Origin of the sequence: Hyphobacterium lacteum, from assembly GCF_036330345.1 — a bacterium.
GTDB lineage: Bacteria > Pseudomonadota > Alphaproteobacteria > Caulobacterales > Maricaulaceae > Hyphobacterium > Hyphobacterium lacteum.
Map to the genome: position 1 here is coordinate 110,742 of NZ_JAZDRP010000004.1, position 25,858 is coordinate 136,599.

Below are 25,858 nucleotides of genomic sequence, written 5' to 3' on the forward strand. Positions count from 1 at the left end.
GCGGGGGCTAGTCCCCCAGCCCGACCAGCCTGCCGCTGTCGCAATGCCAGCAGCTATCCGCCCCGATGGGGCTGCCCGGCGGAATATCGGTGTCGATGGCTTCGAGATCCTCACCGGCATCGATGCGGGCGAGACCGGCCTCGATCTGACGTGCCAGCCAGAAGAAGTGATTGTTCGATCGGTTGCGACCCCAGCGCTCCGCATAATCTTCCAGACCGGCGCGGGCCGGAGCCGCCGCTGACGGCGTGTCCGATGCCGCAACGCGCAAGAGCTGGAGCACGAACTCGGTCTGGACCGCCTGCCGGATGGCCGTGAGGCGGGCCGATTCTCCGCGCGGCACGTCAATGATTGCCGTGTGCAGCGCGTTCAGCACCTCCGATGGCGACAATTGTGTTTCATCCCGCGCCGCCTGATCGCTCATGCGGGCGAGGCGGGCCGGTGACAACATGGCCTGCAGCGTATTGCGCGCCGCCGCGGCGGCGGCATTGGTGCGACTGAAAGCGGGATACTGGTCGCTCTCGAAATGCTCGCGCTGGGCAATCGGGTCGTAATCGACATAGGGCGAGGGCGAAAGCAAGGCCAGCGTGGCATCGCTGATATCGAGCTGCGCGGGTTGCAGGGTCTCGATGAGTGCCGCCAAGGCCCGTCGCTGTTCAGCGGCATCATAGGCCGAAACGCCCGCCACGCCGGAATGATTGTTTTCATAGGCGAACATCACACCGCCCAGAGACGAGGCGGCAGCCTCAACCTGATAGCGGTGGTACAGATAGATGGGCGGGAAGGCATCGCGGATCGACGACAGCGGCCAGCCCTCTTGCATGACGTGCGGACCAAACGCAGCCAGTGCCTGCTCGCGAACGTCCAGTGTGGCCAGCAATTCGTCGGTTGGATTGGCGCCGTTATCCCAGAGATTGGCCAGCGGATGACCGGAATCATTGCCGCGGGCGTGACGGTCGGAAATATACATCAGGCCATCGCTGCGCGCCTGATCCAGAATGGCTTCCAGACCGGCGGCTTCATCTGCCGGATCGGCGAATTGCGAATAGAGCCAGCGGACCGAAGCAATGTCCCACTCGCCAATGCCCACATCATAGGCGGCGGAAACATCCATTACGCCGCCCTCGCCCACGCGGACGAGCGGAGCCGGATAATCCATCACCGAAGCGCGGTCGCTGACACTGGCCGCAAAATTGTGCATCAGGCCGATTGTATGGCCGATCTCATGAGCCGAGAGCTGACGGACGCGGTCGAGCGCCAGTTCCAGCGGATCATCATCGGCGCCCGTCCCTGTACCGGCCCGGCCCAGCAGGCCTTCGAAAATCATCCGGTCCTGACGCACGCGCTGGCTGCCCAGAAGGACATGGCCCTTGATGATCTCGCCCGTACGCGGGTCGTAGACAGACCCCCCATAGGACCAGCCGCGGGTCTGACGGTGGACCCACTGGATGACATTGTAGCGGACATCGAGCGGATGGACGCCTTCGGGCAGGACCTCGACGCGGAACGCCTCTTCAAACCCGGCTGCGGCGAAGGCCTCGGCCCACCAGTTTCCGCCCTCGATCAGCGCATCGCGGATAATGTCCGGCGTGCCGCGATCAACATAATAGACAATCGGCTCGACAACGGGACCTGACGGAGCGGACGGATCCACCCGTTCCAGCCGGTGACGCAGGGCCAGCTGGCGCCGGATCGGCTGATCCAGCGGTGCGGCCATATCATAGACTTCTACCGGAATGGCGGCGGAGCGCTCATCGGCTTCGCGCACCTGATAGCCGGCCTCCGGCAGTGCCACAAAAGAGTGATGCACGGTCAGGGTAATGGAATCCGCATCCGGCGTAACGGCAGCCACTTCGCCGCCTTCCGGCGAACCGGACAGGGTGATCAGCGCATCAATCTCGACATTTTGCGGGAAGGCCATGGCGCTTGCCGGCAAGGGTGCGGAGCGGTCGCCATCGACGCTGTAGGTGCCCTCACCGGCATTGGAGAGGTAGCCCGCCGTGTCGACCTGGTCGCGGGTCAGGAAGGCTGAGAGATCGATCAGGACATTGCCGTCATCTTCGGCGACGATATCCGTGCTCCAGACAATGGAGCGGGCAAAGGATTGCCGCGTCGCATTGGCCTCGTCCGCTCCGGCGCCGTCAGCGCGATAGCGCGTGTTTTCGAACTCGGCATAAATGCGGTTACCCACACGGGTAAAGCGCAGGACTTCCGAGGACGAGCCCAGCCCGCGGTCTATACCGACCGGGTTGGACCCGAGGCCCGACGTCATCCGGGCGGTGTAGATCATGCGGCCATAATCACCGTCCGCGCCCTCGCTGAGCCGCGCCAGGATGCGGCCGTCACTGTCATCGACATATAGCGGGACAAAACCGTCGCGCAGCTCCAGCCCGGCAATGGTGTCGGCATAGCTGACCGGTTCGTCCTGGGCGGAAGCCAGGCCGGCAAAGGACATGGCGATCAGGGCAGTGATCAGGGTTTTCATGGCGCTCCCCGCGTATTGGTCCGTGATGGTGACGGGACGCTAGCCGATGATTCCGGAGAGGTATAGCGGAAGGCTATCAACATTGGCGCCGCGCCGTATATCCGGCTAGAAGCCGCCAGACTGCCAAGATCCGGAGCATCTGCCATCCCTGCCCGCCTGCCTGACCTGCCAAAAGACTTCGTCTACCGTCCACCGGTGCGCGGCCTGCTGCCCGTCATCCATGCCGATGACCACATACTGGTGCTGGACAAGCCGGCGGGTCTGCTAAGCGTGCCGGGCAAGACGCCGGACCGGGCCGATTGCCTGGAATCGCGGGCGCGCGAGGAATACCGCGCGGCGCGCATTATCCACCGGCTGGACATGGATACGTCCGGGGTCATTGTTCTCGCCCTGACCGCTAAGGCGCAGGCCACGATCGGACGGCAATTCGAGAAACGGGAGACGCAAAAACGGTATGTCGCGCTGGTGCGCGGCACACTGGAAGCGGACACAGGGCGCGTCGATGCGCCCATCATCACCGACTGGCCCAACCGCCCGCGCCAGCATATCGATCCGGTCAATGGCCGGCAGGCGATCACCGACTGGCGGGTTCTGGAGCGGGGGGGCGGGATCAGCCGTATGGCACTGACGCCGCTGACCGGACGCTCTCACCAGTTACGCCTTCACATGGCGCATATTGGTCATCCCATACTGGGCGATAATTTCTATGCCGATACAGAAACGCGTGCCCTGCGCGACCGGTTGTGCCTGCATGCCGAAAGTCTGGGCTTCATCCATCCGGAAAGCGGTGAACACTTGCGCTTTACCAGCCCGGCACCGTTCTGATTGACGACCCCCGCAGCGGCAATACAGTCTGGCCGCAAGCAATACCGGGGAGATTTTTGAATGCGTTCCTTGATTTTCACGACCCTGTCACTGGGCATGGCGGCCCCTGCTCTGGCACAGGATTTCACCAATGCCGGCTCCATGGGCGACGGTCAGGTGCTGATCGAGGAGTGGACCATCCCCTACGAGGACACGCGGCCGCGCGATCCCTTCACGACTGATGGCGAGCGTGTCTGGTTTGTCGGTCAGCGCGGCGATTATCTGGGATGGCTTGAACCGGAAAGCGGCGAGATCGGCCGCTGGGACATGCCGGAAGGCACGGGACCGCATAATCAGGTGGTCGATGCCGACGGTATGGTCTGGTTTGCCGGCAATCGCGACGCCTATATCGGCCGGTATGATCCGGAAACCGGACAATTGCTGCGCATCGACATGCCCAATGGCATTCCGCGCGATCCGCATACGCTGATCTTTGATCAGGGCGGCCAGTATCTGTGGTTCACCGCGCAGGGCGCCAACCGGATCGGACGGCTGAATGTCTCCACCTTCGATCTGGATGTCATCGATGTGCCGACCGAGAACGCCCGGCCCTATGGAATCGAGATCGACGCCAATGGCACGGTATGGGTGGTCCTGCTGGGCACCAACAAGCTGGCGGCCGTGAACCCGGACACGCTGCAACTGGCCGAGATCGTGCTCCCGCGCGAAGAGGCCCGTCCGCGCCGGATCGGCATCACGGACAATGGCTATATCTGGTATGTTGATTATGCGGGCGGTTATGTCGGTGGGTTCGATCCGGCGACCAATGCAGTGCAGGAATGGGCTGCTCCCGCCGGCGAAAACAGCCGCCCCTATGCGATGGCGGTCGATGATCAGAACAACATCTGGTTCGTCGAGACCGGCGTCCAGCCCAACAATTTCGTCGGCTTTGATCCGGCGAGTGGCGAATTCTTCTCCCAGACGCCTGTCCCCTCCGGCGGCGGCACGTTGCGCCACATGCAATTTTTCGAGCCGACAGGCGAAATCTGGTTCGGGGCCGATAGCAATACAATCGGCCGCGCAGTCGTGAGGCCACAGGAATGATGATTCTGACAACCCTTCTCGTCGCCGGTGGCGGCTTTCCGAACGCCCCGCCCTGGGGCCATTCCGGCCAGCCTGGCACCGATAACTGCACGGCCTGCCACTGGGACAATGACGCCCAGCTCGACAGTCCGCGCCTGCTGCTGGATGGCCTGCCGGATCATTTCGTACCTGGTGAAAGCTATGAGCTGACCGTCCGCCTGGCCGATGCGGGCGATGTGAACGGCTTCCAGCTGGTCACCAGTTCCGGCGAATTCGATTCCCCGGACCGGACAACGCGCTCACGAGATGCCGGTGCCCGCTCGACGCGGCCAGCCGGAGAATGGACGGTCACCTGGATTGCCGGCGACAGCGATGGGCCGGTGACCTTCTGGCTGGCGATCAATGATGCCAATGGCGATGGCAGCGAGTTCGGCGACACGATCCTACTGCAGAGCTTCGAGGTCTTGCGCTAGCGCGCGCGGCAAGCCAGCAGGACTTCCGAGAAGGGTTTGACCTGATCGGCGTCGCGCAAAGCGTCGGCGAGAACCGTCATGGCGACGAAGAAGCGGCCGTCTTCCTGCAAGCGCTTGTCCGCCGATTTCCGCATGCCCTCGCAGAACCATGGATTAATGAAAGTTCCGACGGTATGGGCGATCTCGAAACCCGCCTTCGCCAGCAGGCTTTCGTGAAAATCGAGCGTGCGGGTGCAGGAATTCGGGCCGGTATGCGGCTGAAAGCCGCTGGGTGAAAGGTAGAAATCGCTGTTCAGCACGGACACGAAAAACCAGCCATTCGGCTTCAGACCACCGCGGACATCTGTAAAGATCCGCAGCTCCTCGTCCTCATCCAGCACATGCACAATCATGCCATTGCAGGCAACATTGTCCGGCGGCGAGGGGAGCGCTGCAATACGCCCGCTGCCGCCATGCTCGGCTTTCCCGAGCCGGTTGCGCGCCTGTTCGATCACGTCGGCATTGACGTCCAGCCCGGTGACGTCCGAAAGGCCCAGCGCCTGCCAGTTGTCAGCCCATGATCCATAGGAACAGCCCAGATCGACCGATTTGCCCTCGCGTTTCGCGCCGGTGAGCTCGAGTGCGCGGCGCCAGGCATTCAGGCGGTTCGTGTTCAGAAACTCGCCATAGGCTCCAACATCCTGGAATGTATAGCTGATCTGCCCGCGATTCCGGATAAAACTGGGTGAGGATTCCGTCATGCCGAAGTCTTTCCCTTCTACCGGATCCGGCGCTGCCGGAAACGAAATCCGCAAAATCCAGCCGGAACCCGCTTGCCCTCGGCCGCTCCCGGCGGTATGCCGCGCCTCCTTCTGAGCAGGACGCAGACCCATGAATATCGATGCCATTTCCATCGGAGAAAATCCACCCGACGATTTCAACATGATTGTCGAGGTGCCGCTCGGCGGTGACCCGGTCAAATACGAGATGGACAAGGCGTCCGGCGCGATCTTCGTCGACCGATTCCTGCACACGCCGATGCGCTATCCGTGCAATTACGGCTTCATCCCGCACACACTGTCGGATGATGGCGATCCGGCGGACGTTCTGTGCATCGGCTCGACCACTCTGGTGCCGGGCAGCGTCGTGCGTTGCCGCCCGATCGGCGTTCTGCTCATGGAAGATGAAAGCGGCACGGACGAGAAAATCCTCGCCGCACCGCACCCCAAGCTGACGCCCTTTTACGACCAGGTGAAAAGCTATTCCGACATTCCCGCGGGACAGCTGGCGCGCATCACCCACTTTTTCGAGCACTACAAGGATCTCGAGCCCAACAAATGGGTGAATGTGAAGGGCTGGCAGGGTGTTGACGTCGCCCGCGAGCTGATCACCAAGGCGATCGAGCAGGCGAAGAAGGGCTAGCCCCCTTCGCCTTTGCGGCCTTTTGGCGTATCTCTTCCCGCGAACCCCACTCCGCAGGAGGACATGCGTTGAAAAAAGCCGACTATATCTGGATGGACGGAGAGCTTCGCCGCTGGGAGGACTGCACGGTCCACGTGATGAGCCATGCCCTGCATTACGGCTCGTCGGTGTTTGAAGGCATCCGCGCCTATGACACGCCGGACGGCCCGGCCATCTTCCGGCTGGAAGATCATATCAAGCGGCTCTACCGCTCGGCTCGCATGTACCGGATCGAGATCCCCTATGATTTCGAGACCGTCTGTGCAGCCTGCATCGAAGCAGTGCGCGAAAACAAGCTGACCTCCGGATATATCCGCCCGCTGGCGTTTCGTGGCGCCGGGTCAGTCGGTGTGACGGCACGCGATACGCCGATCCATCTGATGATCGCGGCTTTCCCCTGGGGCACCTATCTGGGCGAGGACGCGTTGAAGAATGGCGTCGATGTGGCTGTCTCCAGCTGGAACCGGCTGGCGCCCAATACCATCCCGCCGGGCATGAAGGCGGGCGGAAATTATCTCTCCTCCATGCTGATCGGTTACGAGGCCAAGGATCGCGGCGTCGCCGAAGGCATCGGGCTGGGCCGCGATGGTCTGTTGTCGGAAGGCTCGGGCGAGAACCTCTTCCTGATCGAGGATGGTGTGATCCGCACCCCGCCGGGCGCGGCCTCGATCCTGAAGGGCATCACTCGCGATACGGTCATCAAGCTGCTCGCCGATATGGGCCATGACGTGCAGGAACAACCCCTGCCCCGCGAAGCGCTGTACACGGCGGATGAGATCTTCTTTACCGGCACTGCCGCCGAGGTGACCCCGGTGAAAAAGGTCGACGGGCTGGATGTTGGCAATGGTGATTATCCCGTCACCAGGTCTGTTCAGGACGCGTTTTTCGGGCTTTTCTCGGGCCAGACCAAAGACACGCGTGGCTGGCTGCGCCACGTTCAGGAGTAATACCATGAGCATGGATGATTATGTCACCAGGGTCGGTGAGACCTTCACCTCGGACTGGTTCGAGATGAGCCAGGACCGGGTCAACCAGTTCGCCGACCTGACCATTGACCACAATTTCATCCATGTGGACGTCGAGCGCAGCAAGGCGGAAACGCCCTTCGGCGGGACGATCGCGCACGGCTATTTCACTCTGTCCATGCTCTCGCATCTCGGGGCCACCTGCCTGCCGGGCTTTCCGCCGGGCATGATCCCGATGAATTACGGTTTTGAAAAACTGCGCTTTTCCGCACCGACGCCGGTCGGCAAGCGGATCCGCGCACATTTCAAGCTGTCGAAAGTGGAAGAGCGCAAGCCCGGCCAGTGGCTGTCACACTGGGATGTCACGGTGGAAGTGGAAGGTCAGGACGGGCCGGCCATCCGCGCCCACTGGCTGACGCTGCTGTTGCAGGGCTAATCCCCCGCCAGATCCTCGGCGCGCTTCTCGATGCGTTCGAGCAGGGCCGTCAGCTGATCGATCTCTTCCGCCGAGAAACCATCAAGCAGATCAGCCTCATGCTGCAACGCGACCGGCGCGACCTCTTCATAGACGCTGCGGCCCGGCCCGGTCAGTTCGAGGAAGGCCGAGCGGCCATCGCTTTCATGCTTTTTGCGGGCAACCAGCCCCCGCTCGATCAGCGCATTGACGGCGCGCGAGACCGTCACCTTGTCCATGGCCGTTGCCGTGGCGAGGTCCTGCGCGGTCAGGCGTTCGGCCCCGCCCAGCACGGCGATCACGCGCCATTGCCAGATCGACAGGCCGAACTTCGCCTCATAGGAGCGCGCGACCCAGCGGCTGGCGCGATTGGACGCCACAGACAGGCGGTAAGGCAGGTAGGCCTCAAGCCGGAGTGTAGCGTCCCTTGGCATGGCCGGTCTTAGGCCAGGACGCCGCGGCGTTCCTGGTCGAGCTCGATGGATTCGAACAGGGCCTTGAAATTACCCTCGCCGAAGCCCTCATTGCCCTTGCGCTGGATAATCTCGAAGAAGACCGGGCCAATCACCGTCTGGGTGAAGATCTGCAACAGCAGGCCCTGCTCGTTCTCGACATCGCCATCCAGCAGGATGCGGCGCTTGGCCAGTTCCTCCACCGGTTCGCCATGGCCCGGCACACGGGCATCGATCAGCTCGTAATAGGTGTCCGGCGTGTCCTGGAAGATCACGCCGTTTTCGCGCAGCTTGTCGACCGTACCGTAGACATCCTCGGTCGTCAGGGCGATGTGCTGGATGCCTTCGCCATTGTAATCGCGCAGGAATTCAGCGATCTGGGACTTGTCGTCCTGGCTTTCATTCAGCGGAATACGCAGCTTGCCGCACGGGCCGGTCATGGCCTTGGAGAACAGGCCGGTCTGCTTGCCCTTGATGTCGAAATAGCGGATTTCGCGGAAGTTGAAGACGTTCTCGTAGAAGTCCGCCCAGACTTTCATCTGGCCCTGGTGCACATTGTGCGTGAGGTGGTCGAGGATTTCGAGGCCGACGCCGCCATTGTCAGTCTCGCCCGTCGGTTCGAAATCGCCATAGATGTCGCCATTGGCGCCATATTTGTCGACGAGATAGAGAACCGAACCACCAATACCCTTAATGGCCGGCACTTCATCCGTGTTCGTCCAGACACCATCGCCGAACGGTTCCGCGCCGCGCTTGAGGGCTTCCTCATAGGCGAATTTGGCATCCTTCACACGGAAGGCCATGGCGTTGGCCGACTGGCCGTGGACCTTGGCGAAATCGGCCGCCTGGCCGGTCTTTTCGCGGTTCAGGATGAAATTGATGTCGCCTTGCTTGAAGCGGACAATGTCTTTTGTCTTGTGCTTCGAAACGGCGGCAAAACCGAGCTGGCGAAACAGTTTTTCCAGGGCATCGGTATCCGGACCGGTATATTCGACAAATTCGAAACCGTCGGTTCCAAGCGGGTTTTCAAACAGATCGGCCATGGCCTTGCTCCTTCATATCCGGCGGACAGCGAGGGGGCGTAATGCCCGCGCCTCGAAACTCGCCCCTTGATGGCGGAAATTAGTTACATTTGCAACTAAATTGTCGTCTCGACGCAAAGTTCAAGGGGCGCTAAGTCCGGCAGTCATGAGTTTCCTCTTCGAGCCCGCTCCCGTTACCGCCCTGCCTGTCGAAGGCGGCGGCGAATTCCCGGTCAGCCGCATTTTCTGTGTCGGCCAGAATTATGCCGAGCATATCCGCGAGATGGGCGGAACCGACACTAGCATCGAACCGGTCCTGTTCATGAAACCGTCCAGTGCCATCTCGACGGGCCCGGACGTGCCCTACCCGCCCGTGACGACCGATCTGCATCACGAGGTCGAACTGGTCGCCGCGATCGGCCCGGAGGGCGTGATCGCGTCCGGTGTCGGTATCGATCTGACGCGGCGCGATCTGCAGGGCATGGCCAAGAAGCGCGGCGGCCCCTGGGAGATCGGCAAGGCGTTCGACAATGGCGCCGTGATGGGCTTGCTGACGCCCGGCCAGCCGCCAGCCGCCGGCGCTATCCGGCTCAGCGTCAATGGTGAAATCCGGCAGGATGGTGACCTTTCCCAGATGAACCGCTCTCTGCCCGAATTGCTGGCGCTGATCGGCAAGTATTTTACGCTCCGCGCCGGTGACCTGGTCTTCACCGGAACGCCTTCGGGTGTCGGCCCGCTGTTGCCGGGCGACCGGGTCGAGGCCGAAATCGCCGGCCTGCCGCCACTTTCTTTCAAGATGACCGACCGAAAGGTGTGAGACGATGACCCTGTTGCATGGCTACTGGCGTTCCAGCGCTGCCTACCGTTTGCGGATCGCCCTCAACCTGAAGGGCGTCAGCTATGACCAGCTATCGGTCAATCTGAAGGACGGGCATCAGCGCGAGGCGAAACACAAAGCGCTTCATCCGCAAGGCTTCGTGCCGGTGCTCAACATTGATGGCGAACAGCTGATCCAATCGCCCGCCATCCTGGAATATCTGGACGAACGCTTCCCGGACCCGTCCTTCCTGCCCGGCACGATGGCGGAACGGGCCCGGATCCGCGCTTATGCGGCTGTGATCGGTTGCGACATCCACCCGATCCAGAATCTGCGCGTTTTGCAGCATATTCGGACGGAATACGGACAGGATGGTGACGGTGTGAGAGCCTGGTGCCAGCGCTGGATCGGAGATGGCCTGACCGCTCTGGAGAAAATGGCTGATTCGGACGGCCGCGAAGGTCCCTATCTATGGGGAAAGCAGCCGACCATGGCCGACATATACCTGGTGCCACAAATGTATAATGCGAGCCGGTGGGGCGTGGATCTATCCGCCTTTCCGCGTCTCGCTGCAGCCGATGAAACCGCCCGCAAACACCCGGCCTTCGAGGCCGCCCGGCCGGAGAACCAGCCGGACGCACCCGAAGACGGTCACTAGCCGCCCGGCGGCGAGGGTTCGGCGGAAACCGGTGCGGTCTTCCGCATTGGCTGGAACTTCCAGTAGGTCAGCGAACGCCACACCCATTCCAATGGCCCGAAGCGGAAAACACTCAGCCAGAGCGGTGAGATGATCAGCTGGGCAATCCATACCGCGATCACGATCTTGAGCTGATCGACGCGCTCCACAGTGCCGATCAGTCCGAGGCCCGGCGAGCCGACGAAAATGTATGTCATGATCAGGGTCTGGGTCAGATAATTGGTGAAAGCCATCCGGCCGGCCGCAGTGAAGGGATGCAGCAACATCCGGAACAGGCCGAACTTGCACATCAGCATCACCACAGACGCGTAACCGAAAGCGACAATCGGGCTGAGGAAGTAGTTGGCCGATTCCCCGATCCAGATCTGATCCAGCGCAAAGCCGGTTTCAATGTGGTGCATCGAACTCCACCAGGTCAGCGGAATGCCGATACCCAATGCGAGGATGGCCGAGATGGCATACTGGGTCACCGACCAGCGCAGGGTGAGGAAACCCATCTTGAACAGCGCCATACCGACCAGCATCGCACCGGCCAGACGCGGAGCGAAAAAGGTGACCTGCATCACTTCAGCTTCTGCAGTCGTCGCCATGTTCTCACCGAGGCGCGCCAGGAAGCCCTGCTGATAGAGGGCCACGGTTTCGGATACCATTTCCGGTGTCGGAAGCAGCATTGCCTGTAACTGTTCTTCCTCCATCATCGGAATGAACATCATGCCGAGCGTCATTAGCGCACCGGCAATCGCGATCAGGGCAAGGCCGAAAATCATCAGGCCGGTGGCACTCATCCGGCGCGCAAAAACGACTAGCATGCCCATTACCGCATAAGGCACGAGGATATCGCCCCACCAGAAAATCCAGGCATGGATCAGGCCGATTACGAGCAGCCAGATCATGCGCCGGTAATGCACACCGATACGGGCTTGCTTCTCATCGCCAAGCATCAGGATGATGCCCGCCCCGAACAGGGTGGAGAAGATCGTCATCGCCTTCATGGCGAAGAAGACGTGCGAAAAGAACCAGACATCCTGGTTGGCGCCCGAAAAATCCATATGAGCAAGCGGGTTGGAATAAGCCTGCATCACCATGGCAAAGCCCTGGATGTTCATGATCAATATGCCCAGCACGGCAAACCCGCGAAGCGTGTCTATCGAGGTGTGGCGCTCGGCCTTTGGTGCAGCATTCATGGATGTCTTCTCCCGCTCGCCCACCCTTGTCTTACAAAGATTTCATGGGCGGTAACGGGATTGTGGGTTGAACTTTCCCCCTCGATCAAGGCATAGACCTGATTTATTGAAGCCATAGACAAAATTTTTCGGTGCGAGGGACCGATGGTTCAGTTTCTGCTCAATCTCTTCGAGGCTTTTGCCGGTTTTGCAATGTTGTCGCTGGGTCTGTCCTTTACGGCAGAGATCGACACTTGCGTGATGGAAGTCGAACTGATCCCAGCCCAGTATTACGCAGCCGATTTTGCGATTGAGCCAGATGCGCGCGCCTGCGTCACCAGCGGCGAAGCCGAATCCGAAGCGACGGAAGTTTTCCGCATCTGATCGCGCGATTACCGACTCACACTCTTCGAATAGTAGCTAGAATGCGATAGAACACCGGAACTGCGTTATTCCGCAGGCGGAATGACGCTGCAAACTTGCAAGGACCGGACGCCAAATGGCCGATAGCGAAACAATCGATCGCGATACATCCAATGATTCCCTGATGGCGGCTTTCACCGGCCGCGACGGTGATCATCCTGTGACGACACCGCGTCCGGCCGCAGCCACTGCGCACGCCGTTCCGCCTCGCCGTCATGGCTGGTATCTGTTCTTCGGATTTACGGCTGCCCTGATCTGGGCGGCCGGAACGATTGCCTATCTGACTGCCTATGCCGGAGTGGACATCACCAATCCGCTGGCCAGTCACACGCCGGCCCAGCTTGCCGGGCTGGCCATTTTCGCTCTGGGTCCGTCGCTTCTGTTCATCATGGCCGCGCTGATCATGCGCGAATTGCGCCAGACAGTGGACCGCACGCGGGGCGTCGAGGCTGCGCTGGCGCGTCTGGCTGCACCAGCCGAAGCGGCCGAAGCCGAAGTCCGCAGCCTGTCCGGCGCGATCTCAGGCGAAATCGACCGGATCAATTCCTCGCTGGAAAGCGCACTGGCCCGCCTCGCAGCGATGGAAGAGGTGATCCGTCACCATGCCGATACGCTTGAACAGTCCGCAGGCGATGCGCGCGACCGGGCCGAAGGCCTGCTGATGTCACTGCGCGAGGAACGCGAGCGCTTGCAGGCGGTGTCGGATTCCATGGATGACAAGGCTGCGCTGATCGCCGCGGCAATATCCGACCAGTCGAAAATGATTGCGGCTGCAGCAGAGTTGGCCGGCGAAACTGCGACGGATGCCGAGCGCCGGGTCCGCGACAGCGCCGAAGTTCTCACCGGCGTGGGCCAGGTTCTGGCCGACAGCGCACAGTCGGCGGCGGGCAAGATCGAATCCCGTATTGCCGAATTGCGGCAATTGTCGAGTGAGCTGGATGAGCGGACTGACGGGCTGGAGACAGCCTACCAGTCGCACCGCGGCCGGCTCGGCGAAGCGGGAGAAGCGCTGCGGCAGGAACAGGAAAAGATCGCGGCTGCGCTGGATTTCCATCGTGCCGAGCTGGAGATCATATCCAAGACGGCCCGCGAAGGCGCCAATGCGCTCAATGATGCAGCCAAGCAAGGGTCGGGCACGTTCAGCGAGACCGTCGATGCGGCTCTCGAACGCGCCCGCAAGATGGCCGAGGACGTTCGCGCCGAAGCCGAAAAGGCCAGCGAGGCTCACCGCAAGGCGCTGGATGATCTGCAGTCGGCTTCCGAAAATGCGGGCAAGGCGTCCCGCGCCGCCAGCGAAGCGCTGGAGGAACAGACCCGTCTGGTGTCCGCACGGATCGAGGAAATCAACGAGAAGTCCTTCGATGCCGCGCGCAAGGCCGACGACGCCTTCTCCGCCCGCTTGAAGGAGGCCGAGAAGCTGACCTCGCGTGCGGCCCTGGCCGCGGACGAGGCCGCGGAATCGGTCAAGCGCCGTCTTGCAACCGTTCTGGAAACCGCGCGCGAGGAATCCTCGGCCATTGAACGCGAGATCGAAAAACTGTCGGACAAGCTCGCCGAGTTGCCCGCGGCGGCTCAGCAGCGCGCGAAGGAGGCTTCGGATGCCCTGCGCAGCGGATTGGAGGGCCTGAATGCCGCAGCCCTTGCCGCGGCTGAAGAAGCCCAGGAAATCGATGCGGCTTTCCAGTCGCGGATCCGTCAGAATTACGAATTACTGAGCGACTTCATGCTGAAGATGGGTTCGGTTGCTGGCGGGCGCCGGGCGCTGGATCTGCCATCAAACGAGCTGCCCAATCCGCTTTCCGGCCGCAAGCCGAAGGATGAGGCCGCCAGCGAATCTGCCAAGTCAGCAGCCGAGACACCCAAGCGCGACACGGTCGCCTTTCCCGAGCGCGGCAAGTCGGGCGAACCCGGCTGGCGCTGGAAGGATCTGCTGTCCAGCATGCCTGATCCGGATCCGCGGTCGCGCAGCCGTGATGACGATGAAAACTGACGCGTTCTAGTGGTCGTGTTCGGGGTCGTGATGAGCCGCGACCTGTTCAGCCGTCCATTGCGCAACGGACGCCATTGCCTCCTGTGAGGCCGCGTCGAAAGCGCCGACAATGTCGCCAATCCTGTTGGAACGCGCCGCAGACTGGGCGCCAATGGCATCGACAGCCACCAGACGCCGGTCGCTGGACCGGATCAGGCGGGCGCGCAATCGCACGATGACGGTCGGCGCCGCATCGGGGCCATTGAGATAATTGGCCTCAAAGGAACGCAGCTCGGTCGCCAGCTCGAACTCCGCACGGACACCGTCCTCCGGTCGCGCCGCTATCAGAGTCGGTTCGAAGGCGTCCATCGATTCAACGATCAGATCCTGGACCAGGCGAGGCACAGGTGTGATCCATTCCGCCCCGTCGATAAAAACCAACTGGCCGCGGCTTTGTGACATGGCGATCATGTCGGTGGACAAGGCGCGCGGCGTCAGTGGACGCTGAACGCCCACTATCACGGCCTCCTCGCGAACTTCACCGGATGGTTCCGGTGTCGACAGCCGGTAAATCGTGGCCGGCGTGACTTCCGGCAGGACACTGATGCAGCCCGCCAGGAGGGTGGCCGAGCCCAGGAGGCCGGCGGTAAGAAGCTTGCGGATCATTGGGGCACCTCCACAGTGCGGCGGGGTTCGCCTGAAATGAAGCCGGTCGGGTTGTCCTCGATCTCAAGAGCGATGCGATCAAGCGTGGCGATGAGGCGTCGCAGATCTTCCATGGTCCGGGTGATTTCCTCGGTTCCCTCTTCCGACAAACGCTCGACAGCAGGCTGCAAGGTCGACATCAGCTCCTGAGCCTGGCGGCCGGCGATATCGATCTGCTGGGCAGCCACGGAGACATCGATCGAAGCCTGGGCCAGCTGGTTGTTGGCGAGCTCCGTTGCGTCGCGGCCGAACACTTCCAGCGATCGCGCCGCGGCACCGACCTCGACCGCTGTCAGCTCGAGCTGCTGAACCGCACTGCGGACATCTTCCACCAGCGCATCCTCTCCCGCGAGGCGTTCGGTAATGGCTTCGATATTATCGAGCGTATCGGAGATACGTTCGAGATTTTCGCTGTTGAGCAGGGTCGACACCTGGATCAAGGCCAGACGCGCCGCTTCCAGTGCATCCTCGCCACCTGCCACCAGCGATTCGATCTGCGCCTGCTCGGCATAGATCCGGGGCGGATCCCCGCGGCTGGTCGACAATAATCGCTGCGCCTCGGCGGTACCGCCGGACAGCTGGATATAGGACAGGCCGGTCAGGCCCTGCGGTTCGAGCTGGGCGCTGGAATCGACCCGCACCGGTGTTTCGGCCTGCAGGCGGATGCGGGCAATCACCCGGTTGGGGTTTTGCGGATCGAGCGAGATTTGTGTGACCTCGCCCACCTGGATGCCGTTGAACCGGACTTCGCCCGCTTCGCGCAGGCCGCGGACCGGCCCGTCGAAAACAACATCGTAATAGGAATAGTCCTGCTGGAAGGTCTGTTGACCCAGCCAGAGCACGAAGAAGCCGCCCGCCATGACGAGAAAGACGACGAAAAAGCCGACGAGGGCGTGATGGGCTTTGGTTTCCATGACCTAGCCTCCCTGCACACTGGCCGCGATCCGGCCGCGCGGCCCGTGGAAATATTCCTGGATCCAAGGATGGGAATGCTGTTCCAGTTCCTTGATCGGTGCAACTGCCGCCACGCGCTTGTCAGCCAGAACAGCGACGCGATCGCAGATCGAATAAAGACTGTCGAGATCGTGGGTCACCATGAAGACGGTGAGGCCCAGCGTCTCGCTGAGGTCCTTGATGAGCATGTCAAAGGCGGCGGCGCCGATCGGGTCAAGGCCGGCGGTCGGCTCGTCAAGGAAAAGGATTTCCGGGTCCAGCGCCAGCGCCCGTGCGAGCCCCGCACGCTTCTTCATGCCTCCGGACAGTTCGGACGGATATTTGGGACCGGCTTCCTGCCCCAGCCCGGACAGGGCGATCTTCATGTCGGCGATCTCGACCATCAGCCGGCGCGGCATTTTCAGATGCTCCCGCAGCGGCGCCATCACGTTTTCCCGCACGGTCAGCGAGGAAAACAGGGCGCCATTCTGGAACAGCACACCCCAGCTGGACTCCAGCGCGCGTCTTTGTTCGCTACTCATCGAATTGAGCCGCTGGCCGTTGAAAAAGATTTCCCCGGCATCAGGGCGTTTCAGCCCGATAATCGTGTTCATCAGCACAGACTTGCCCGTGCCCGAACCGCCAACCAGCCCCAGAACCTCGCCGCGCCGGACCTTCAGGTCCAGCCCGTCATGAATGACATGCGATCCGAAGGCGGTCTTGATCCCGCGAACCTCGATGATGATGTCTTCGCTCATATGTCGAGCTCCAGATACATCATGGCGAAAATGGCATCGACGACGATGACCATGAAGATCGACTGCACAACGGAAGCGGTCACCCGGCGGCCCAGCGATTCCACATCACCGCCCACCTGCATGCCCTGTTTGCAGCCGATAATGGCGATGATCAGCCCGAAGACCGGCGCTTTCGACATGCCGACCCAGAAATTGCTGACCGTAATCGAATCATTCATCCGAGCGATGAAGAAGCCGGGCGAGATATCCAGCGTTGCCCAGCTGACCATCATACCGCCGAAAATTCCGGCCATCATGGCACCGAAGGTCAACAGCGGTGCCATTACCACACAGGCAAAGACGCGCGGGATGACCAGCGCTTCGTATGGGTCCAGCCCCAGCACGCGCATGGCATCGATTTCCTGTTGCATCTTCATCGATCCGATCGCCGCGGTGAAGGCGGAATCCGATCGGCCCGCCAGCATGATGGCGGTGATCAGCACGCCGAATTCGCGCAAGACCGCGATTCCGACAAGTTCGACGGTAAAGACCGAGGCCCCGAAGGTTTCGAGCAGGTTGGCGCCCATGAAAGCGACGACCGCGCCGATGAAAAAGGTCAGGACCGCGATGATCGGCAGAGCGTTCACGCCCGCCTCTTCCATCACATAAAAGGCCGGCGTCCATCGGAAGCGATTGGGCCGCAGCAGGATCGAACCAAAAGTCAGAATGGTCCGTCCGAAAAAGCCGAACGTCTCCACCGCTTCCTGATAAGCCGCTTCGAGCCCGGCACCGATCCGTTCGAACGCCCGGACAAAGCCATAGCGCTCCTCGGGCATTTCCGGCTCGCAATAGATAGCGCGTTCGATCAATTCGAGGATCAGCCGCTTGGCCGTGGGATGAGAGCCGCGGAAATGCGCTTCAGACTTTGGTGAACCGCTTTCATGGATGGTCCGCCCCAGAAGGAAGGCGCCGGAGGTATCTATGCGCCCGATACCGGAAACATCGATTGTAACGGTATTGGCATCATAGCTGGACTCGATCCGCTCGACCTCGCGGAACACGCGTCCGATTGTCGAAACCCGCCAGTCACCTGTTGGTTCGATGATGACGTTCCGCCCGTCCTGGCGGACATTGATTTCGGCAGAGCGGTCCGTTGCCATGCAATCTCCCCTTGCCACTGTCTTAATCGATTCAGCCGGGCTTAGGGAGTGCGCCGGCGCAACAATAACAGGGCACAAATGCCACCCGCAGCGGCGGGTATGGCCATGAAGGCAAATCCGGCCGTTCCGAAATGATCATAGGCGGGTCCGGACAGAGCGCTGACCGCCGCCAGAGCAATCCCGCCGGAAAGCGCCGAATTGGCGGCCTGTGTGCTGGCCTGAAGCCGGTCAGGCGCGTTGTCGGCAGCGAATCTCAGAATACCGAGATAAGCCGCAGCGAACGTCAGGGCGTGGCTGATCTGAAGCAGAAACAGCAATGGCAAGGCCGGCGACATCGCAGTCAGTGACCATCGGATTACAGCGGCGGCCGCCGCGATCAGCATGAGTTGCCCCGGCTGGAACCGCATGAGGTACCGGCCGGATACGGTGAGGAAAATGATTTCCGCCAGAACGCCGGTGGACCAGAGCACGCCGACGGTTTCGGCCGGAATACCCTGCGCCTGCCAGGCGATGGCCGAGAAGACATAGTAAAATCCATGACTTGACTGGATCAGCGCGGAGGCCCCCAACGCCAGCATGAAAGGCGGAGTCAATAACAGGCTGAAGGGTATCGGGTCTGTCCCGGGTGCCGGCTTGTCGCGTTCACCGACAGGCAGGAAATAGGCCGCCGCTACAGCCAAGGCCGCGCCAGCGGTCATCCAGACCAGGGCGGCTTCTCCGCCATAGCGCGAAATCAGCGCACCGGTCGCGATATTGCCGATAATGAACATGGCCGAGCCAAAGGCGCGTTGCGGGCCGAAGGCAAACCCTTCCTTTCGCGATGACCAGGCCGCAAAGGCGTCCATCAACGGGATCTGGGCGCTGAACAAGGCGCCCGCCAGTGCTGCGAGAATTGTCAGCAACGCCGCATCGCGGAAGGGCGACATCAACAGGAAACCGGCCAGCCCTGCCCAGGCAAAACCGATGACCGCATCGCGCCGGCGGCTGGCCGAATCCATCCAGGCCGCCCCGACAGGCGCCAGAAGCGTGCGGCCGATCATGCCGCCAGCGAGCGCAATGCCGATCAATTCGGATGAAAGGCTGCGAGCTTCAAGCCAGACCGGCAGATAGGGAAGAAAGGCGCCGAAAGCGATGTAGAAGGCGCCATAATGCGCGGCAAAGCGGATGCCCGCCGGATGAATGATCCGCCCGTCCATGCCTGCGGCGATAGCGGGTCCCGGGCCAAATGGAAAGCCTGTTGCATTCCTTTCTTTGCAGTGCAGCAAAGCATCGCTAGGTTCGCCCCAGCAAAAGGGGTGAACACCGTTCATGGATGGAGCTGTTGCCGAAATCGGGCGCCTTTCCGGCGCCTCGCCCGAGACCGAAGGCGAGACGCTGGCCCTGCGTCCGCGGCGGGTGCTGCTGTCCGGATACCGCTCGCATCCGCATGTCGGCGGACAGGGGGTCTATCTGCGTGAACTGGCCATCGGCCTGCGCGATCTGGGCCACCATGTGACAATCGCCTCTGGCCCGCCCTATCCGGACGTTCCGGAGGGTGTGAACCTCGTGGAATTTCCTTCGCTAAACCTGTTTGAGGAATCCAACGCCTTCATGGCGCTGCGCTGGAAGCATTTGCTGTCCAAGGCCGACCGTTCGGAATGGCTCGCACACAATACCGGCGCGTTCGGGGAGCTGAAGGCGTTTGCCTACCGGCTGCGCGATTGGATCTCCCGGCATGGCGGCGATTTCGACGTGATCCATGACAACCAGACGCTGGCGACGCCCTTCATCGACATCCAGCGGCAAATCCCGGTGGTTGCGACCATCCACCATCCGGTGGCGATTGACCGTGAGTTTGCGGTCGATGGCGCCCAAAAGCGCGTCGATAAATGGCTGACCCGGCGCTGGTATGGCTTCACCGACATGCAGGCCCGCACCGTCCGTGCCCTGCCGCATCTGCTGGCCGTCTCGGATGCGGCCCGGACCAGTCATGCCGAGCATTACGGCATGGCCGATGGCAAGGCGGTTGTTGCCTTTAACGGGATTGATCACGCCGTTTTCTGCCCGGATGAAACCGTTAAACGCCAATCCCGGCTGATCGCAGCCACCGCCAGTGCCGATGTGCCGATCAAGGGTCTGGATGTGCTGATGACGGCTTTTGTCGCTCTGGCCAGGCACGATCGGGATGTCCGGCTGGAAATGATCGGCCAGCTGCGCGATGGACCGGCGAAAGCCCTGCTGGAAAAACACCGGCTGATGGATCGGGTCACAGCCCGCTCCGGCGTTACACGCGAGGTAATTGCCGACCTCTACCGCCGGGCCAATGTCGTTGTTTGTCCCGCCCGGTTCGAGGGCTTCGGTTTCCCGGCAGCCGAAGCCATGGCGTGCGGCGCGCCTGTGATTGCCAGCGATGGTGGCGCCCTGCCGGAAGTGGTCGGCGAGGCCGGGCGGATTGTCCCGGCGGGCGATGCCGCGGCCCTGGAAATCGCCATCCGCAGTGTTTTCAACGAGCCTGAACTGGCTTCGGACATGTCCCGCGCGGGCGCTGAGCGCGCCCGGAATGTCTTTTGCTGGCGCAATCATGCGCTGGCCGCGAGCGCGCTTTATGAAAAGGCGATCGGCGCGTGCTGACCATCGACCTGGAACGCCTGAAGCTGGAGGACGGCAATCGTGTGCTGGATCTCGGCTGCGGACGCGGCCGACACACGCATGCGCTCTACTGGCAGGACACGCCGCTTCACGTTACCGGGCTGGACCTGTCCGAGACCGACATCATGGCAACCGCCAACGGTTTTTTTGACCTCCCACCGCCGCCCGCTTCCCCTGACCGGTCCGGAACGCTCGCCGCTGGCGACGCCCACCGCCTGCCCTTCCGTTCGGAAAGCTTTGATGCGGTGATCTGTTCGGAAGTTCTCGAACATGTCGGCAATCCCGACCGGGTGATCCGGGAGATAGACCGGATCACGAAGCCGGGCGGGCGCGTCGCCTTGTCCGTGCCACGCTACTGGCCGGAATGGATTTGCTGGAAGCTGTCGGAAGGTTATCGGAACACGCCGGGCGGCCATGTCCGGATTTTCCGTCACGACCAGCTGCACGCCGCCGCATTACGGGCCGGATTGCGCAAGACGGGACATCACTGGGCGCATGCACTGCACAGCCCGTACTGGTGGCTGCAATGCGCGCTCTGGGACATTCGGGAGGACCACGGGCTGATCAGAGCCTACCGGCGCTTCCTTGAGTGGGATCTGCTCAAGGCCCCGCCCCTGACCCGCGGACTGGAAACAATGCTCAACCCGGTCATGGGCAAGAGCCTCGTCATGTATTTCGTGAAGCCTGTATGAGCCGCCTGATCGACATAAGACAGGCCGCCGGCCGCATCGAAGCCCTGCAACAGGGCGATGGTGCCATTCCCTGGATCGAGACCGGGCTGTGGGATCCGTGGAACCATGGCGAAAGCGCGATGGCGCTGGCGGTGGCCGGGCGCGAACAGGCATGCGAACGCGCGCTGACGGCGATGTTCGACCGCCAAAATGAGGATGGGAGCTGGACCGGAGAGCTGGGCGCCGGTGTACCGCTGGATGAGACCAATCGCTATCTGGTGGTTGAAAACCCGGCGACCGCGAAGGATACGAATTTTACCGGCTATGCTGCGGTGACGCTGTTGCGCAGTGCGCTGGCGATGGACCGCCCCGACTGGCTGAAACGCTATGCCGACCCTGTGCGCCGTGCCATTCGGGCGGTCCTCGACTGCCAGACACCGGAAGGTGATATCGTCTGGCGCCAGCCCGATCCGGGCGAGGATATCGGCCTCGTGGATTCCCTGCGAGCTGGCAATGCCTGTCTCTACAAGAGTCTGGAATGTGCCATCCGGCTCGAGCGCCTTCTGGGTGGAGATACCGGATCACTGATTATTGCGCGTGCCCGGCTGGCCGATGCGCTGCATGACAAGGACTGGCGCTTTGACCGGAAGTCGACCGACCGGCGGCGCTATGCGATGGACTGGTATTATCCGGTGCTGTGCGGCGTTCATACGCTGGAGGAATCGCGCCGCCGGCTCGAAGCCGGCTGGGCGCGCTATGTCATCGACGGTCTGGGCTGCCGCTGCGTGGCGGACGAACCCTGGGTCACGGCTGCCGAAACGGCAGAGCTGGCACTGGCCTGTCAGGCCGTTGGCTGGACCAGCAAGGCGCGAAAGCTGATTGCCGATCTGGCGCCACTGGCCGCACGCTCTGGCGGCTACTGGATGGGTTGGCAGTTCCAGGAGAACATACTCTGGCCGCAGGAACGCCCGTCCTGGACATCAGGGGCCGTCATTCTCGCCGCTGATGCGATCGAGAAGCTGACGCCGGGGCACGATCTGCTGGTAACGTCACTGACGATCAGGCCGGATCAACGCGGCGAAGCACCTCAAGCGTCCTGACCCGCTCGACCGGCTCGAAATGGCCGGATTCCACGGCCTGCTTCCAGATTTCATACGGTGGCCGGCCACCGTCTTCAGGGTTCGGGAAGACATCGTGGATGGCCAGGATGCCCCCCGGCGCCACCTTTGGCGCCCAGCCGTCATAATCAGCCTGTGCGGCTTCCATGGAATGCCCGCCATCAATGAAGACAAAGCCCAACGGTGTGGTCCAGTAGCGCGCAATGTCCGAGGACTTGCCGACAAGAGCGATCACATGCGGCTCCAGTCCCGCCGCAAGCACATTGCGCCGAAAGGATGGGAGCGTGTCGACCGCTCCGGCAATGCCGTCATAGAGCTCGGGGTCGAAATAGCCTTCGCCCGGCTGATGCTCCTCCGAGCCACGATGATGATCGATGGAGAAGAGATGTGTACCGGAATCACGCGCCGTTGCACCCAGATAGAGGGCGGACTTGCCGCAATAGCCGCCGATTTCCAGAAACGGACCTTTTTCGGCCATGGGCGCGGCATACCGGCAGAGCGCGGCGCCTTCCCCGGGATCGAGGAACCCCTTGACGGATTGCGGATCGATCAAAGCGCTTAGCCGGTCGCCGACGTACGCAAAGTCCGGCGGCGGCTCGCCATGGCATCTGCGGTGACGCCAACATGTTCCACAGCCTGCGCCAGCGCGCCTATCGCTTCACCGAGATCTCCGCCTTCAGCGGCATCCTCATTGACGAGTTCGAAGAGAGCCAGCGCCTGACTGGATTCCCCGATCACCTGCTCCAGCGCAGCGATATCGGCCGACAGGGTACGCGGCGTGACACCCGGCTCGGCAAGGACGGCTTCGCCGGCACCGACGATTGCCAGCACCAGATGCGTAGCTTGTGCGAGATCCGCACGCGCCACTTCGATAATACGGACTGCATCGGCGGTCTCCAGACCTGCCGCTTCATAATAGACATCCAGACGGCGCGGCCGGTCGTTATCATCGCGGCCATTCATCAGCATGCCGGTCAGCCGCATGATGGCGGCACCGTGATCTTCAGAAACCCAGCCGGCTTCATGGAAGCGATGATCGAGTTCTTCGGCCTGACGCCGCAGCTCCACCTGGGAGGCCGGCAGACTTTGCGAACCACCGATAAAACTGGTCGGAGCCGAAGGTGTCGCCACACAGGCGGTCAGTCCCGCCAGGCAGGCACAAATCAGACCGATACGAAACATCTTGTCTCCAACCCAAACAGACGCGGCTTTTCATGCAACCGCCTTGCCAACAATCGTTTGCCAGCTCTTGCCCCTTCGCTAGTGTGGGACAAGAAGGCCCTGCGTTGCAAGGCCAATCAAGCAGGACTGTCCATTGCAAAATCGTGAAACCCGGCGCGGATACTACCCTCCGATTGAACCTCACCGGCACTTCTACTTGCCGGTGTCAGGCGGGCACGAGCTCTATGTCGAGGAATGCGGGCAAAAAGATGGCCTTGCCGTCATCGCGCTTCACGGTGGCCCCGGCGGTGGTTGCAGCCCGCTGATGCGGCGTTTCTTTGATCCGGCGAAATACCGGATCGTCCTGTTCGATCAGCGTGGATGCGGCCGCTCGAAGCCTCACGCTTCGCTCGATCAGAATACGACCTGGGATCTGGTTCGCGATATCGAGGCGATCCGCGAGGAACTGGGCATCGAGAAGTGGGTCGTGTTCGGCGGTTCCTGGGGCTCGACCCTGTCGCTGGCCTATGCCCAGACGCATCCGGATCGGACAATAGCCCTTGTGCTTCGCGGCATATTCCTGAACACGCAGGCCGAGCTGGACTGGTTCTACAAGGACGGCGCCAGCCGCATTTTCCCGGACGCGTGGGACAAGCTTGTCTCGCGCCTCGGCGAAGCAGAGCGGGCCGATGTCCTGCAAAGCTATCATGACCGGCTGATGCAGGATGATGTGAAAGCGCGCCGCGAAGACGCTGTCGCCTGGGCCGACTGGGAGACCTCGCTGATCTCGTTTGCCTCACCCGAACCGCCGGCCGGAAAACATCCCCAGCGCGCCGATGCGATTGCGCGGATTGAGACCCATTACTTCGTCAACAAGGGGTTCTTCGAGAGTGATAACCAGCTTTTGGAGAATATGGACCGGATACAGCACATTCCCGGCTATATCGCTCAAGGCCGGTATGACGTGATTACACCACCTGCCTGCGCGTGGAAGCTGGCCAATGCCTGGCAAGGAAATGCCCGGCTCGAGTTCATCCCCGATGCCGGGCATTCCGCCGGTGAACCCGGAACGGTCGACGCCCTCGTCCGGTTTACGGACGAGGTCGCCAAGCGTTACGGCTAGCCAAGGCCCAACATGGCGTTCAGGGCGCCGTTGTTGAAGCGGGCATCAAGGCCGAGCAGCAGGACAATCCCCACGGCGAACGGCACGATGTAGCGCATCATGATGTGGAAGAAGGCGAACATGCCGTTGGAGGCATGTTGCATTTCTTCTCTCAGAAGCTTCTTGGGAACGACCCAGCCCACAAAAACGGCGATCAGGAAGCCGCCGAACGGCAGCAGGATCTCTCCCGAAAGGACATCCACGAACTGACCAGCGAAGTCCGAAGACCAGACAGCACCGGCACCAATCATGAAGGCGAAGCCGCCAAACAACCATGCGATCTGAGCGCGCCCGAAATCCGAGTGTTCGTCCACAAACGCCACCGTCGCTTCGAGCAGCGAGATCGACGAGGTCAGCGCGGCGATGAAGGCCAGGAAGAAGAAGGCTCCCCCGATAATATTGCCGCCCGGCATACCCGCGAACACATTCGGAAGCGCTTCAAAAATCAGACCCATGCCAGCCGCCGGATCAACACCGAAGGCGAAGACAATCGGGAAGATCATCATGCCCGCGATCAAAGCCACCAGCGTATCGGCACCAGAAATAATGATACCGGACGAAGCGATATTGGTATCCCGCGACAGATAGGAGCCGTAAGTGATCATGATCGCCGACGCGACACCAACCGAGAAGAAGGCCTGGCCAAGCGCAGAGACGAATGTACCGCCATCAACCTGCGAGAAGTCAGGGGTAAACAGGTAAGCGAAAGCTTCTCCTGTCGCGCCCGACTCCAGACCGGTCGTAATCGCGTAGATCGTCAAACCGATCAGCGTGATGAAGAAGAGCGGCATCAGTATGGTGACCACCCGCTCAATACCACCTTTCAGCCCCTGGGCCACGATCAGAACGGTGACAAACATGAAGAGCGCGTGCCAACCCAGGCCCCACCAGTTGGAGCCCATGAACGGCATGCTCTCCTGACCGAAACCGCCGGCAAAGCCCGCCGCGGAAAAGGCCATAACCTGTCCCGCGATCACCGAATAGGTCGTCAGAACAAGGAAGCCACCGGCCATACAGACCCAGCCGACAAAGGACCAGTTCGCCGACCTGCCGGCATCCTGAGCCATTTTTCGCGTCGAAGAGACGGCTGATTTCTGGGCATGCCGGCCGATGGCGAATTCTGACATCAGAACCGGCAGGGCAATGAAGGCCACACAGGCAATATAGATGATAACGAAAGCGGATCCGCCATTGGCGCCCGTCTGGAACGGAAAGCGCCAGAGATTACCCAGACCGACGGCTGAACCGACAGCCGCCATGATAAATGCAAACCGCGAAGACCACTGGGCGTGCCCCACTGCTCCAGCCATGTTATTCTCCCCATGATTTTCGGCGGAGA

General features: G+C 61.7%; 27 protein-coding genes. 14 read left to right on the forward strand and 13 right to left on the reverse strand.

What is annotated here, in order from left to right:
- Positions 1–7: 7 nt before the first annotated feature.
- On the reverse strand, positions 8–2,482 hold the full coding sequence (locus V0U79_RS07655) for a zinc-dependent metalloprotease (RefSeq protein ID WP_330198901.1): 2,475 nt from the start codon (positions 2,480–2,482) through the stop codon (positions 8–10).
- A gap of 195 nt (positions 2,483–2,677) precedes the next feature.
- On the opposite strand from V0U79_RS07655, the gene V0U79_RS07660 reads away from it, so the two are divergent.
- From V0U79_RS07660 to V0U79_RS07670, 3 genes are read left to right on the forward strand one after another with little or no spacing between them, the layout of a single operon-like run.
- Positions 2,678–3,307 carry an RluA family pseudouridine synthase gene (locus V0U79_RS07660; protein ID WP_330198902.1) on the forward strand — a complete coding sequence of 210 codons (630 nt, stop codon included), beginning with the start codon at positions 2,678–2,680 and terminating at the stop codon, positions 3,305–3,307.
- Between the two features lie 60 nt (positions 3,308–3,367).
- Positions 3,368–4,390, forward strand: a complete 1,023-nt coding sequence (locus V0U79_RS07665) for a Vgb family protein (protein ID WP_330198903.1) — start codon at positions 3,368–3,370, stop codon at positions 4,388–4,390.
- Entirely contained in the window at positions 4,387–4,842 is a 456-nt protein-coding gene (locus tag V0U79_RS07670; protein WP_330198904.1) for a choice-of-anchor V domain-containing protein, read from the forward strand. Before V0U79_RS07665 ends, V0U79_RS07670 begins: the two co-directional genes overlap by 4 nt.
- Here the strand turns inward: V0U79_RS07670 and V0U79_RS07675 are convergent.
- Positions 4,839–5,582, reverse strand: a complete 744-nt coding sequence (locus V0U79_RS07675; RefSeq protein ID WP_330198905.1) for a class I SAM-dependent methyltransferase — start codon at positions 5,580–5,582, stop codon at positions 4,839–4,841. The genes V0U79_RS07670 and V0U79_RS07675 overlap by 4 nt on opposite strands.
- Before the next feature lie 130 nt (positions 5,583–5,712).
- On the opposite strand from V0U79_RS07675, the gene ppa reads away from it, so the two are divergent.
- From ppa to V0U79_RS07690, 3 genes are all read left to right on the forward strand, one after another.
- Positions 5,713–6,243 (forward strand): inorganic diphosphatase, encoded by a 531-nt coding sequence (ppa, locus tag V0U79_RS07680; protein ID WP_330198906.1) that lies wholly within the window; start codon positions 5,713–5,715, stop codon positions 6,241–6,243.
- A gap of 68 nt (positions 6,244–6,311) precedes the next feature.
- Positions 6,312–7,229, forward strand: a complete 918-nt coding sequence (locus V0U79_RS07685; RefSeq protein WP_330198907.1) for a branched-chain amino acid transaminase — start codon at positions 6,312–6,314, stop codon at positions 7,227–7,229.
- 4 nt (positions 7,230–7,233) lie between these two features.
- The gene (locus tag V0U79_RS07690) at positions 7,234–7,683 is read left to right on the forward strand and encodes a MaoC family dehydratase (RefSeq protein WP_330198908.1); all 450 of its coding nucleotides are present in this window, start codon (positions 7,234–7,236) and stop codon (positions 7,681–7,683) included.
- On the opposite strand, the gene V0U79_RS07695 is transcribed toward V0U79_RS07690, so the two are convergent.
- Both V0U79_RS07695 and hppD read right to left on the reverse strand, forming a co-directional pair.
- Positions 7,680–8,135, reverse strand: coding sequence for a MarR family winged helix-turn-helix transcriptional regulator (locus V0U79_RS07695; RefSeq protein WP_330198909.1), 456 nt, complete (start codon positions 8,133–8,135; stop codon positions 7,680–7,682). The genes V0U79_RS07690 and V0U79_RS07695 overlap by 4 nt on opposite strands.
- Before the next feature lie 8 nt (positions 8,136–8,143).
- On the reverse strand, positions 8,144–9,196 hold the full coding sequence (hppD, locus tag V0U79_RS07700) for a 4-hydroxyphenylpyruvate dioxygenase (protein WP_330198910.1): 1,053 nt from the start codon (positions 9,194–9,196) through the stop codon (positions 8,144–8,146).
- Positions 9,197–9,341: 145 nt separating this feature from the next.
- On the opposite strand from hppD, the gene V0U79_RS07705 reads away from it, so the two are divergent.
- Positions 9,342–9,992, forward strand: a complete 651-nt coding sequence (locus V0U79_RS07705; protein ID WP_330198911.1) for a fumarylacetoacetate hydrolase family protein — start codon at positions 9,342–9,344, stop codon at positions 9,990–9,992.
- A gap of 4 nt (positions 9,993–9,996) precedes the next feature.
- Positions 9,997–10,650 carry a maleylacetoacetate isomerase gene (maiA, locus tag V0U79_RS07710; RefSeq protein ID WP_330198912.1) on the forward strand — a complete coding sequence of 218 codons (654 nt, stop codon included), beginning with the start codon at positions 9,997–9,999 and terminating at the stop codon, positions 10,648–10,650.
- Here the strand turns inward: maiA and V0U79_RS07715 are convergent.
- Entirely contained in the window at positions 10,647–11,873 is a 1,227-nt protein-coding gene (locus V0U79_RS07715) for a DUF418 domain-containing protein (RefSeq protein WP_330198913.1), read from the reverse strand. The genes maiA and V0U79_RS07715 overlap by 4 nt on opposite strands.
- 144 nt (positions 11,874–12,017) lie before the next feature.
- Between V0U79_RS07715 and V0U79_RS07720 the strand changes: the two genes are divergently transcribed.
- Both V0U79_RS07720 and V0U79_RS07725 read left to right on the forward strand, forming a co-directional pair.
- The gene (locus tag V0U79_RS07720) at positions 12,018–12,236 is read left to right on the forward strand and encodes a hypothetical protein (RefSeq protein WP_330198914.1); all 219 of its coding nucleotides are present in this window, start codon (positions 12,018–12,020) and stop codon (positions 12,234–12,236) included.
- 115 nt (positions 12,237–12,351) lie between these two features.
- Positions 12,352–14,265 (forward strand): coiled-coil domain-containing protein, encoded by a 1,914-nt coding sequence (locus V0U79_RS07725; RefSeq protein ID WP_330198915.1) that lies wholly within the window; start codon positions 12,352–12,354, stop codon positions 14,263–14,265.
- Positions 14,266–14,271: 6 nt separating this feature from the next.
- Here the strand turns inward: V0U79_RS07725 and V0U79_RS07730 are convergent, their stop codons facing one another.
- Genes V0U79_RS07730 through V0U79_RS07750 form a run of 5 tightly spaced genes read right to left on the reverse strand, consistent with a single transcriptional unit; the run spans position 14,272 to position 18,975 of the window.
- Entirely contained in the window at positions 14,272–14,910 is a 639-nt protein-coding gene (locus tag V0U79_RS07730; protein WP_330198916.1) for an ABC-type transport auxiliary lipoprotein family protein, read from the reverse strand.
- Positions 14,907–15,863 carry an MlaD family protein gene (locus V0U79_RS07735; RefSeq protein WP_330198917.1) on the reverse strand — a complete coding sequence of 319 codons (957 nt, stop codon included), beginning with the start codon at positions 15,861–15,863 and terminating at the stop codon, positions 14,907–14,909. Before V0U79_RS07735 ends, V0U79_RS07730 begins: the two co-directional genes overlap by 4 nt.
- Positions 15,864–15,866: 3 nt before the next feature.
- Positions 15,867–16,640, reverse strand: coding sequence for an ABC transporter ATP-binding protein (locus V0U79_RS07740; RefSeq protein WP_330198918.1), 774 nt, complete (start codon positions 16,638–16,640; stop codon positions 15,867–15,869).
- Positions 16,637–17,779 (reverse strand): ABC transporter permease, encoded by a 1,143-nt coding sequence (locus V0U79_RS07745; protein ID WP_330198919.1) that lies wholly within the window; start codon positions 17,777–17,779, stop codon positions 16,637–16,639. The genes V0U79_RS07740 and V0U79_RS07745 overlap by 4 nt, the downstream gene beginning before the upstream one ends.
- Before the next feature lie 41 nt (positions 17,780–17,820).
- Entirely contained in the window at positions 17,821–18,975 is a 1,155-nt protein-coding gene (locus V0U79_RS07750) for an MFS transporter (protein WP_330198920.1), read from the reverse strand.
- 112 nt (positions 18,976–19,087) lie between these two features.
- Between V0U79_RS07750 and V0U79_RS07755 the strand changes: the two genes are divergently transcribed.
- The 3 genes from V0U79_RS07755 to V0U79_RS07765 are packed head-to-tail and all read left to right on the forward strand — an operon-like array spanning position 19,088 to position 22,178.
- Positions 19,088–20,389, forward strand: a complete 1,302-nt coding sequence (locus V0U79_RS07755; protein ID WP_330198921.1) for a glycosyltransferase family 4 protein — start codon at positions 19,088–19,090, stop codon at positions 20,387–20,389.
- Positions 20,383–21,099 carry a class I SAM-dependent methyltransferase gene (locus tag V0U79_RS07760; RefSeq protein WP_330198922.1) on the forward strand — a complete coding sequence of 239 codons (717 nt, stop codon included), beginning with the start codon at positions 20,383–20,385 and terminating at the stop codon, positions 21,097–21,099. Before V0U79_RS07755 ends, V0U79_RS07760 begins: the two co-directional genes overlap by 7 nt.
- Positions 21,096–22,178 carry a prenyltransferase/squalene oxidase repeat-containing protein gene (locus V0U79_RS07765; protein WP_330198923.1) on the forward strand — a complete coding sequence of 361 codons (1,083 nt, stop codon included), beginning with the start codon at positions 21,096–21,098 and terminating at the stop codon, positions 22,176–22,178. The genes V0U79_RS07760 and V0U79_RS07765 overlap by 4 nt, the downstream gene beginning before the upstream one ends.
- Here the strand turns inward: V0U79_RS07765 and V0U79_RS07770 are convergent.
- Positions 22,138–22,749 (reverse strand): class I SAM-dependent methyltransferase, encoded by a 612-nt coding sequence (locus V0U79_RS07770; RefSeq protein WP_330198924.1) that lies wholly within the window; start codon positions 22,747–22,749, stop codon positions 22,138–22,140. The genes V0U79_RS07765 and V0U79_RS07770 overlap by 41 nt on opposite strands.
- A gap of 5 nt (positions 22,750–22,754) precedes the next feature.
- Entirely contained in the window at positions 22,755–23,378 is a 624-nt protein-coding gene (locus V0U79_RS07775; protein WP_330198925.1) for a hypothetical protein, read from the reverse strand.
- A 133-nt stretch (positions 23,379–23,511) separates the two neighbouring features.
- Here V0U79_RS07775 and pip point away from each other — a divergent pair, with 133 nt between their 5' ends.
- Entirely contained in the window at positions 23,512–24,480 is a 969-nt protein-coding gene (gene pip, locus V0U79_RS07780) for a prolyl aminopeptidase (protein ID WP_330198926.1), read from the forward strand.
- Here the strand turns inward: pip and V0U79_RS07785 are convergent.
- Positions 24,477–25,829: a sodium-dependent transporter gene (locus V0U79_RS07785; protein ID WP_330198927.1), complete on the reverse strand. Its 1,353-nt coding sequence runs from the start codon at positions 25,827–25,829 to the stop codon at positions 24,477–24,479. The two genes, pip and V0U79_RS07785, sit on opposite strands and share 4 nt — an antisense overlap.
- Positions 25,830–25,858 lie beyond the last annotated feature (29 nt).

What these genes read in the sequence shown, in the direction of transcription:
- V0U79_RS07655 (WP_330198901.1), bottom strand. Translation starts at nt 2,482, where the DNA reads ATGAAAACCCTGATCACTGCCCTGATCGCCATGTCCTTTGCCGGCCTG.
- V0U79_RS07665 (WP_330198903.1), top strand. Translation starts at nt 3,368, where the DNA reads ATGCGTTCCTTGATTTTCACGACCCTGTCACTGGGCATGGCGGCCCCT.
- V0U79_RS07670 (WP_330198904.1), top strand. Translation starts at nt 4,387, where the DNA reads ATGATGATTCTGACAACCCTTCTCGTCGCCGGTGGCGGCTTTCCGAAC.
- V0U79_RS07675 (WP_330198905.1), bottom strand. Translation starts at nt 5,582, where the DNA reads ATGACGGAATCCTCACCCAGTTTTATCCGGAATCGCGGGCAGATCAGC.
- ppa (WP_330198906.1), top strand. Translation starts at nt 5,713, where the DNA reads ATGAATATCGATGCCATTTCCATCGGAGAAAATCCACCCGACGATTTC.
- V0U79_RS07690 (WP_330198908.1), top strand. Translation starts at nt 7,234, where the DNA reads ATGAGCATGGATGATTATGTCACCAGGGTCGGTGAGACCTTCACCTCG.
- V0U79_RS07695 (WP_330198909.1), bottom strand. Translation starts at nt 8,135, where the DNA reads ATGCCAAGGGACGCTACACTCCGGCTTGAGGCCTACCTGCCTTACCGC.
- hppD (WP_330198910.1), bottom strand. Translation starts at nt 9,196, where the DNA reads ATGGCCGATCTGTTTGAAAACCCGCTTGGAACCGACGGTTTCGAATTT.
- V0U79_RS07705 (WP_330198911.1), top strand. Translation starts at nt 9,342, where the DNA reads ATGAGTTTCCTCTTCGAGCCCGCTCCCGTTACCGCCCTGCCTGTCGAA.
- maiA (WP_330198912.1), top strand. Translation starts at nt 9,997, where the DNA reads ATGACCCTGTTGCATGGCTACTGGCGTTCCAGCGCTGCCTACCGTTTG.
- V0U79_RS07715 (WP_330198913.1), bottom strand. Translation starts at nt 11,873, where the DNA reads ATGAATGCTGCACCAAAGGCCGAGCGCCACACCTCGATAGACACGCTT.
- V0U79_RS07720 (WP_330198914.1), top strand. Translation starts at nt 12,018, where the DNA reads ATGGTTCAGTTTCTGCTCAATCTCTTCGAGGCTTTTGCCGGTTTTGCA.
- V0U79_RS07725 (WP_330198915.1), top strand. Translation starts at nt 12,352, where the DNA reads ATGGCCGATAGCGAAACAATCGATCGCGATACATCCAATGATTCCCTG.
- V0U79_RS07730 (WP_330198916.1), bottom strand. Translation starts at nt 14,910, where the DNA reads ATGATCCGCAAGCTTCTTACCGCCGGCCTCCTGGGCTCGGCCACCCTC.
- V0U79_RS07735 (WP_330198917.1), bottom strand. Translation starts at nt 15,863, where the DNA reads ATGGAAACCAAAGCCCATCACGCCCTCGTCGGCTTTTTCGTCGTCTTT.
- V0U79_RS07740 (WP_330198918.1), bottom strand. Translation starts at nt 16,640, where the DNA reads ATGAGCGAAGACATCATCATCGAGGTTCGCGGGATCAAGACCGCCTTC.
- V0U79_RS07745 (WP_330198919.1), bottom strand. Translation starts at nt 17,779, where the DNA reads ATGGCAACGGACCGCTCTGCCGAAATCAATGTCCGCCAGGACGGGCGG.
- V0U79_RS07750 (WP_330198920.1), bottom strand. Translation starts at nt 18,975, where the DNA reads ATGGACGGGCGGATCATTCATCCGGCGGGCATCCGCTTTGCCGCGCAT.
- V0U79_RS07755 (WP_330198921.1), top strand. Translation starts at nt 19,088, where the DNA reads ATGGATGGAGCTGTTGCCGAAATCGGGCGCCTTTCCGGCGCCTCGCCC.
- V0U79_RS07765 (WP_330198923.1), top strand. Translation starts at nt 21,096, where the DNA reads ATGAGCCGCCTGATCGACATAAGACAGGCCGCCGGCCGCATCGAAGCC.
- V0U79_RS07775 (WP_330198925.1), bottom strand. Translation starts at nt 23,378, where the DNA reads ATGTTTCGTATCGGTCTGATTTGTGCCTGCCTGGCGGGACTGACCGCC.
- V0U79_RS07785 (WP_330198927.1), bottom strand. Translation starts at nt 25,829, where the DNA reads ATGGCTGGAGCAGTGGGGCACGCCCAGTGGTCTTCGCGGTTTGCATTT.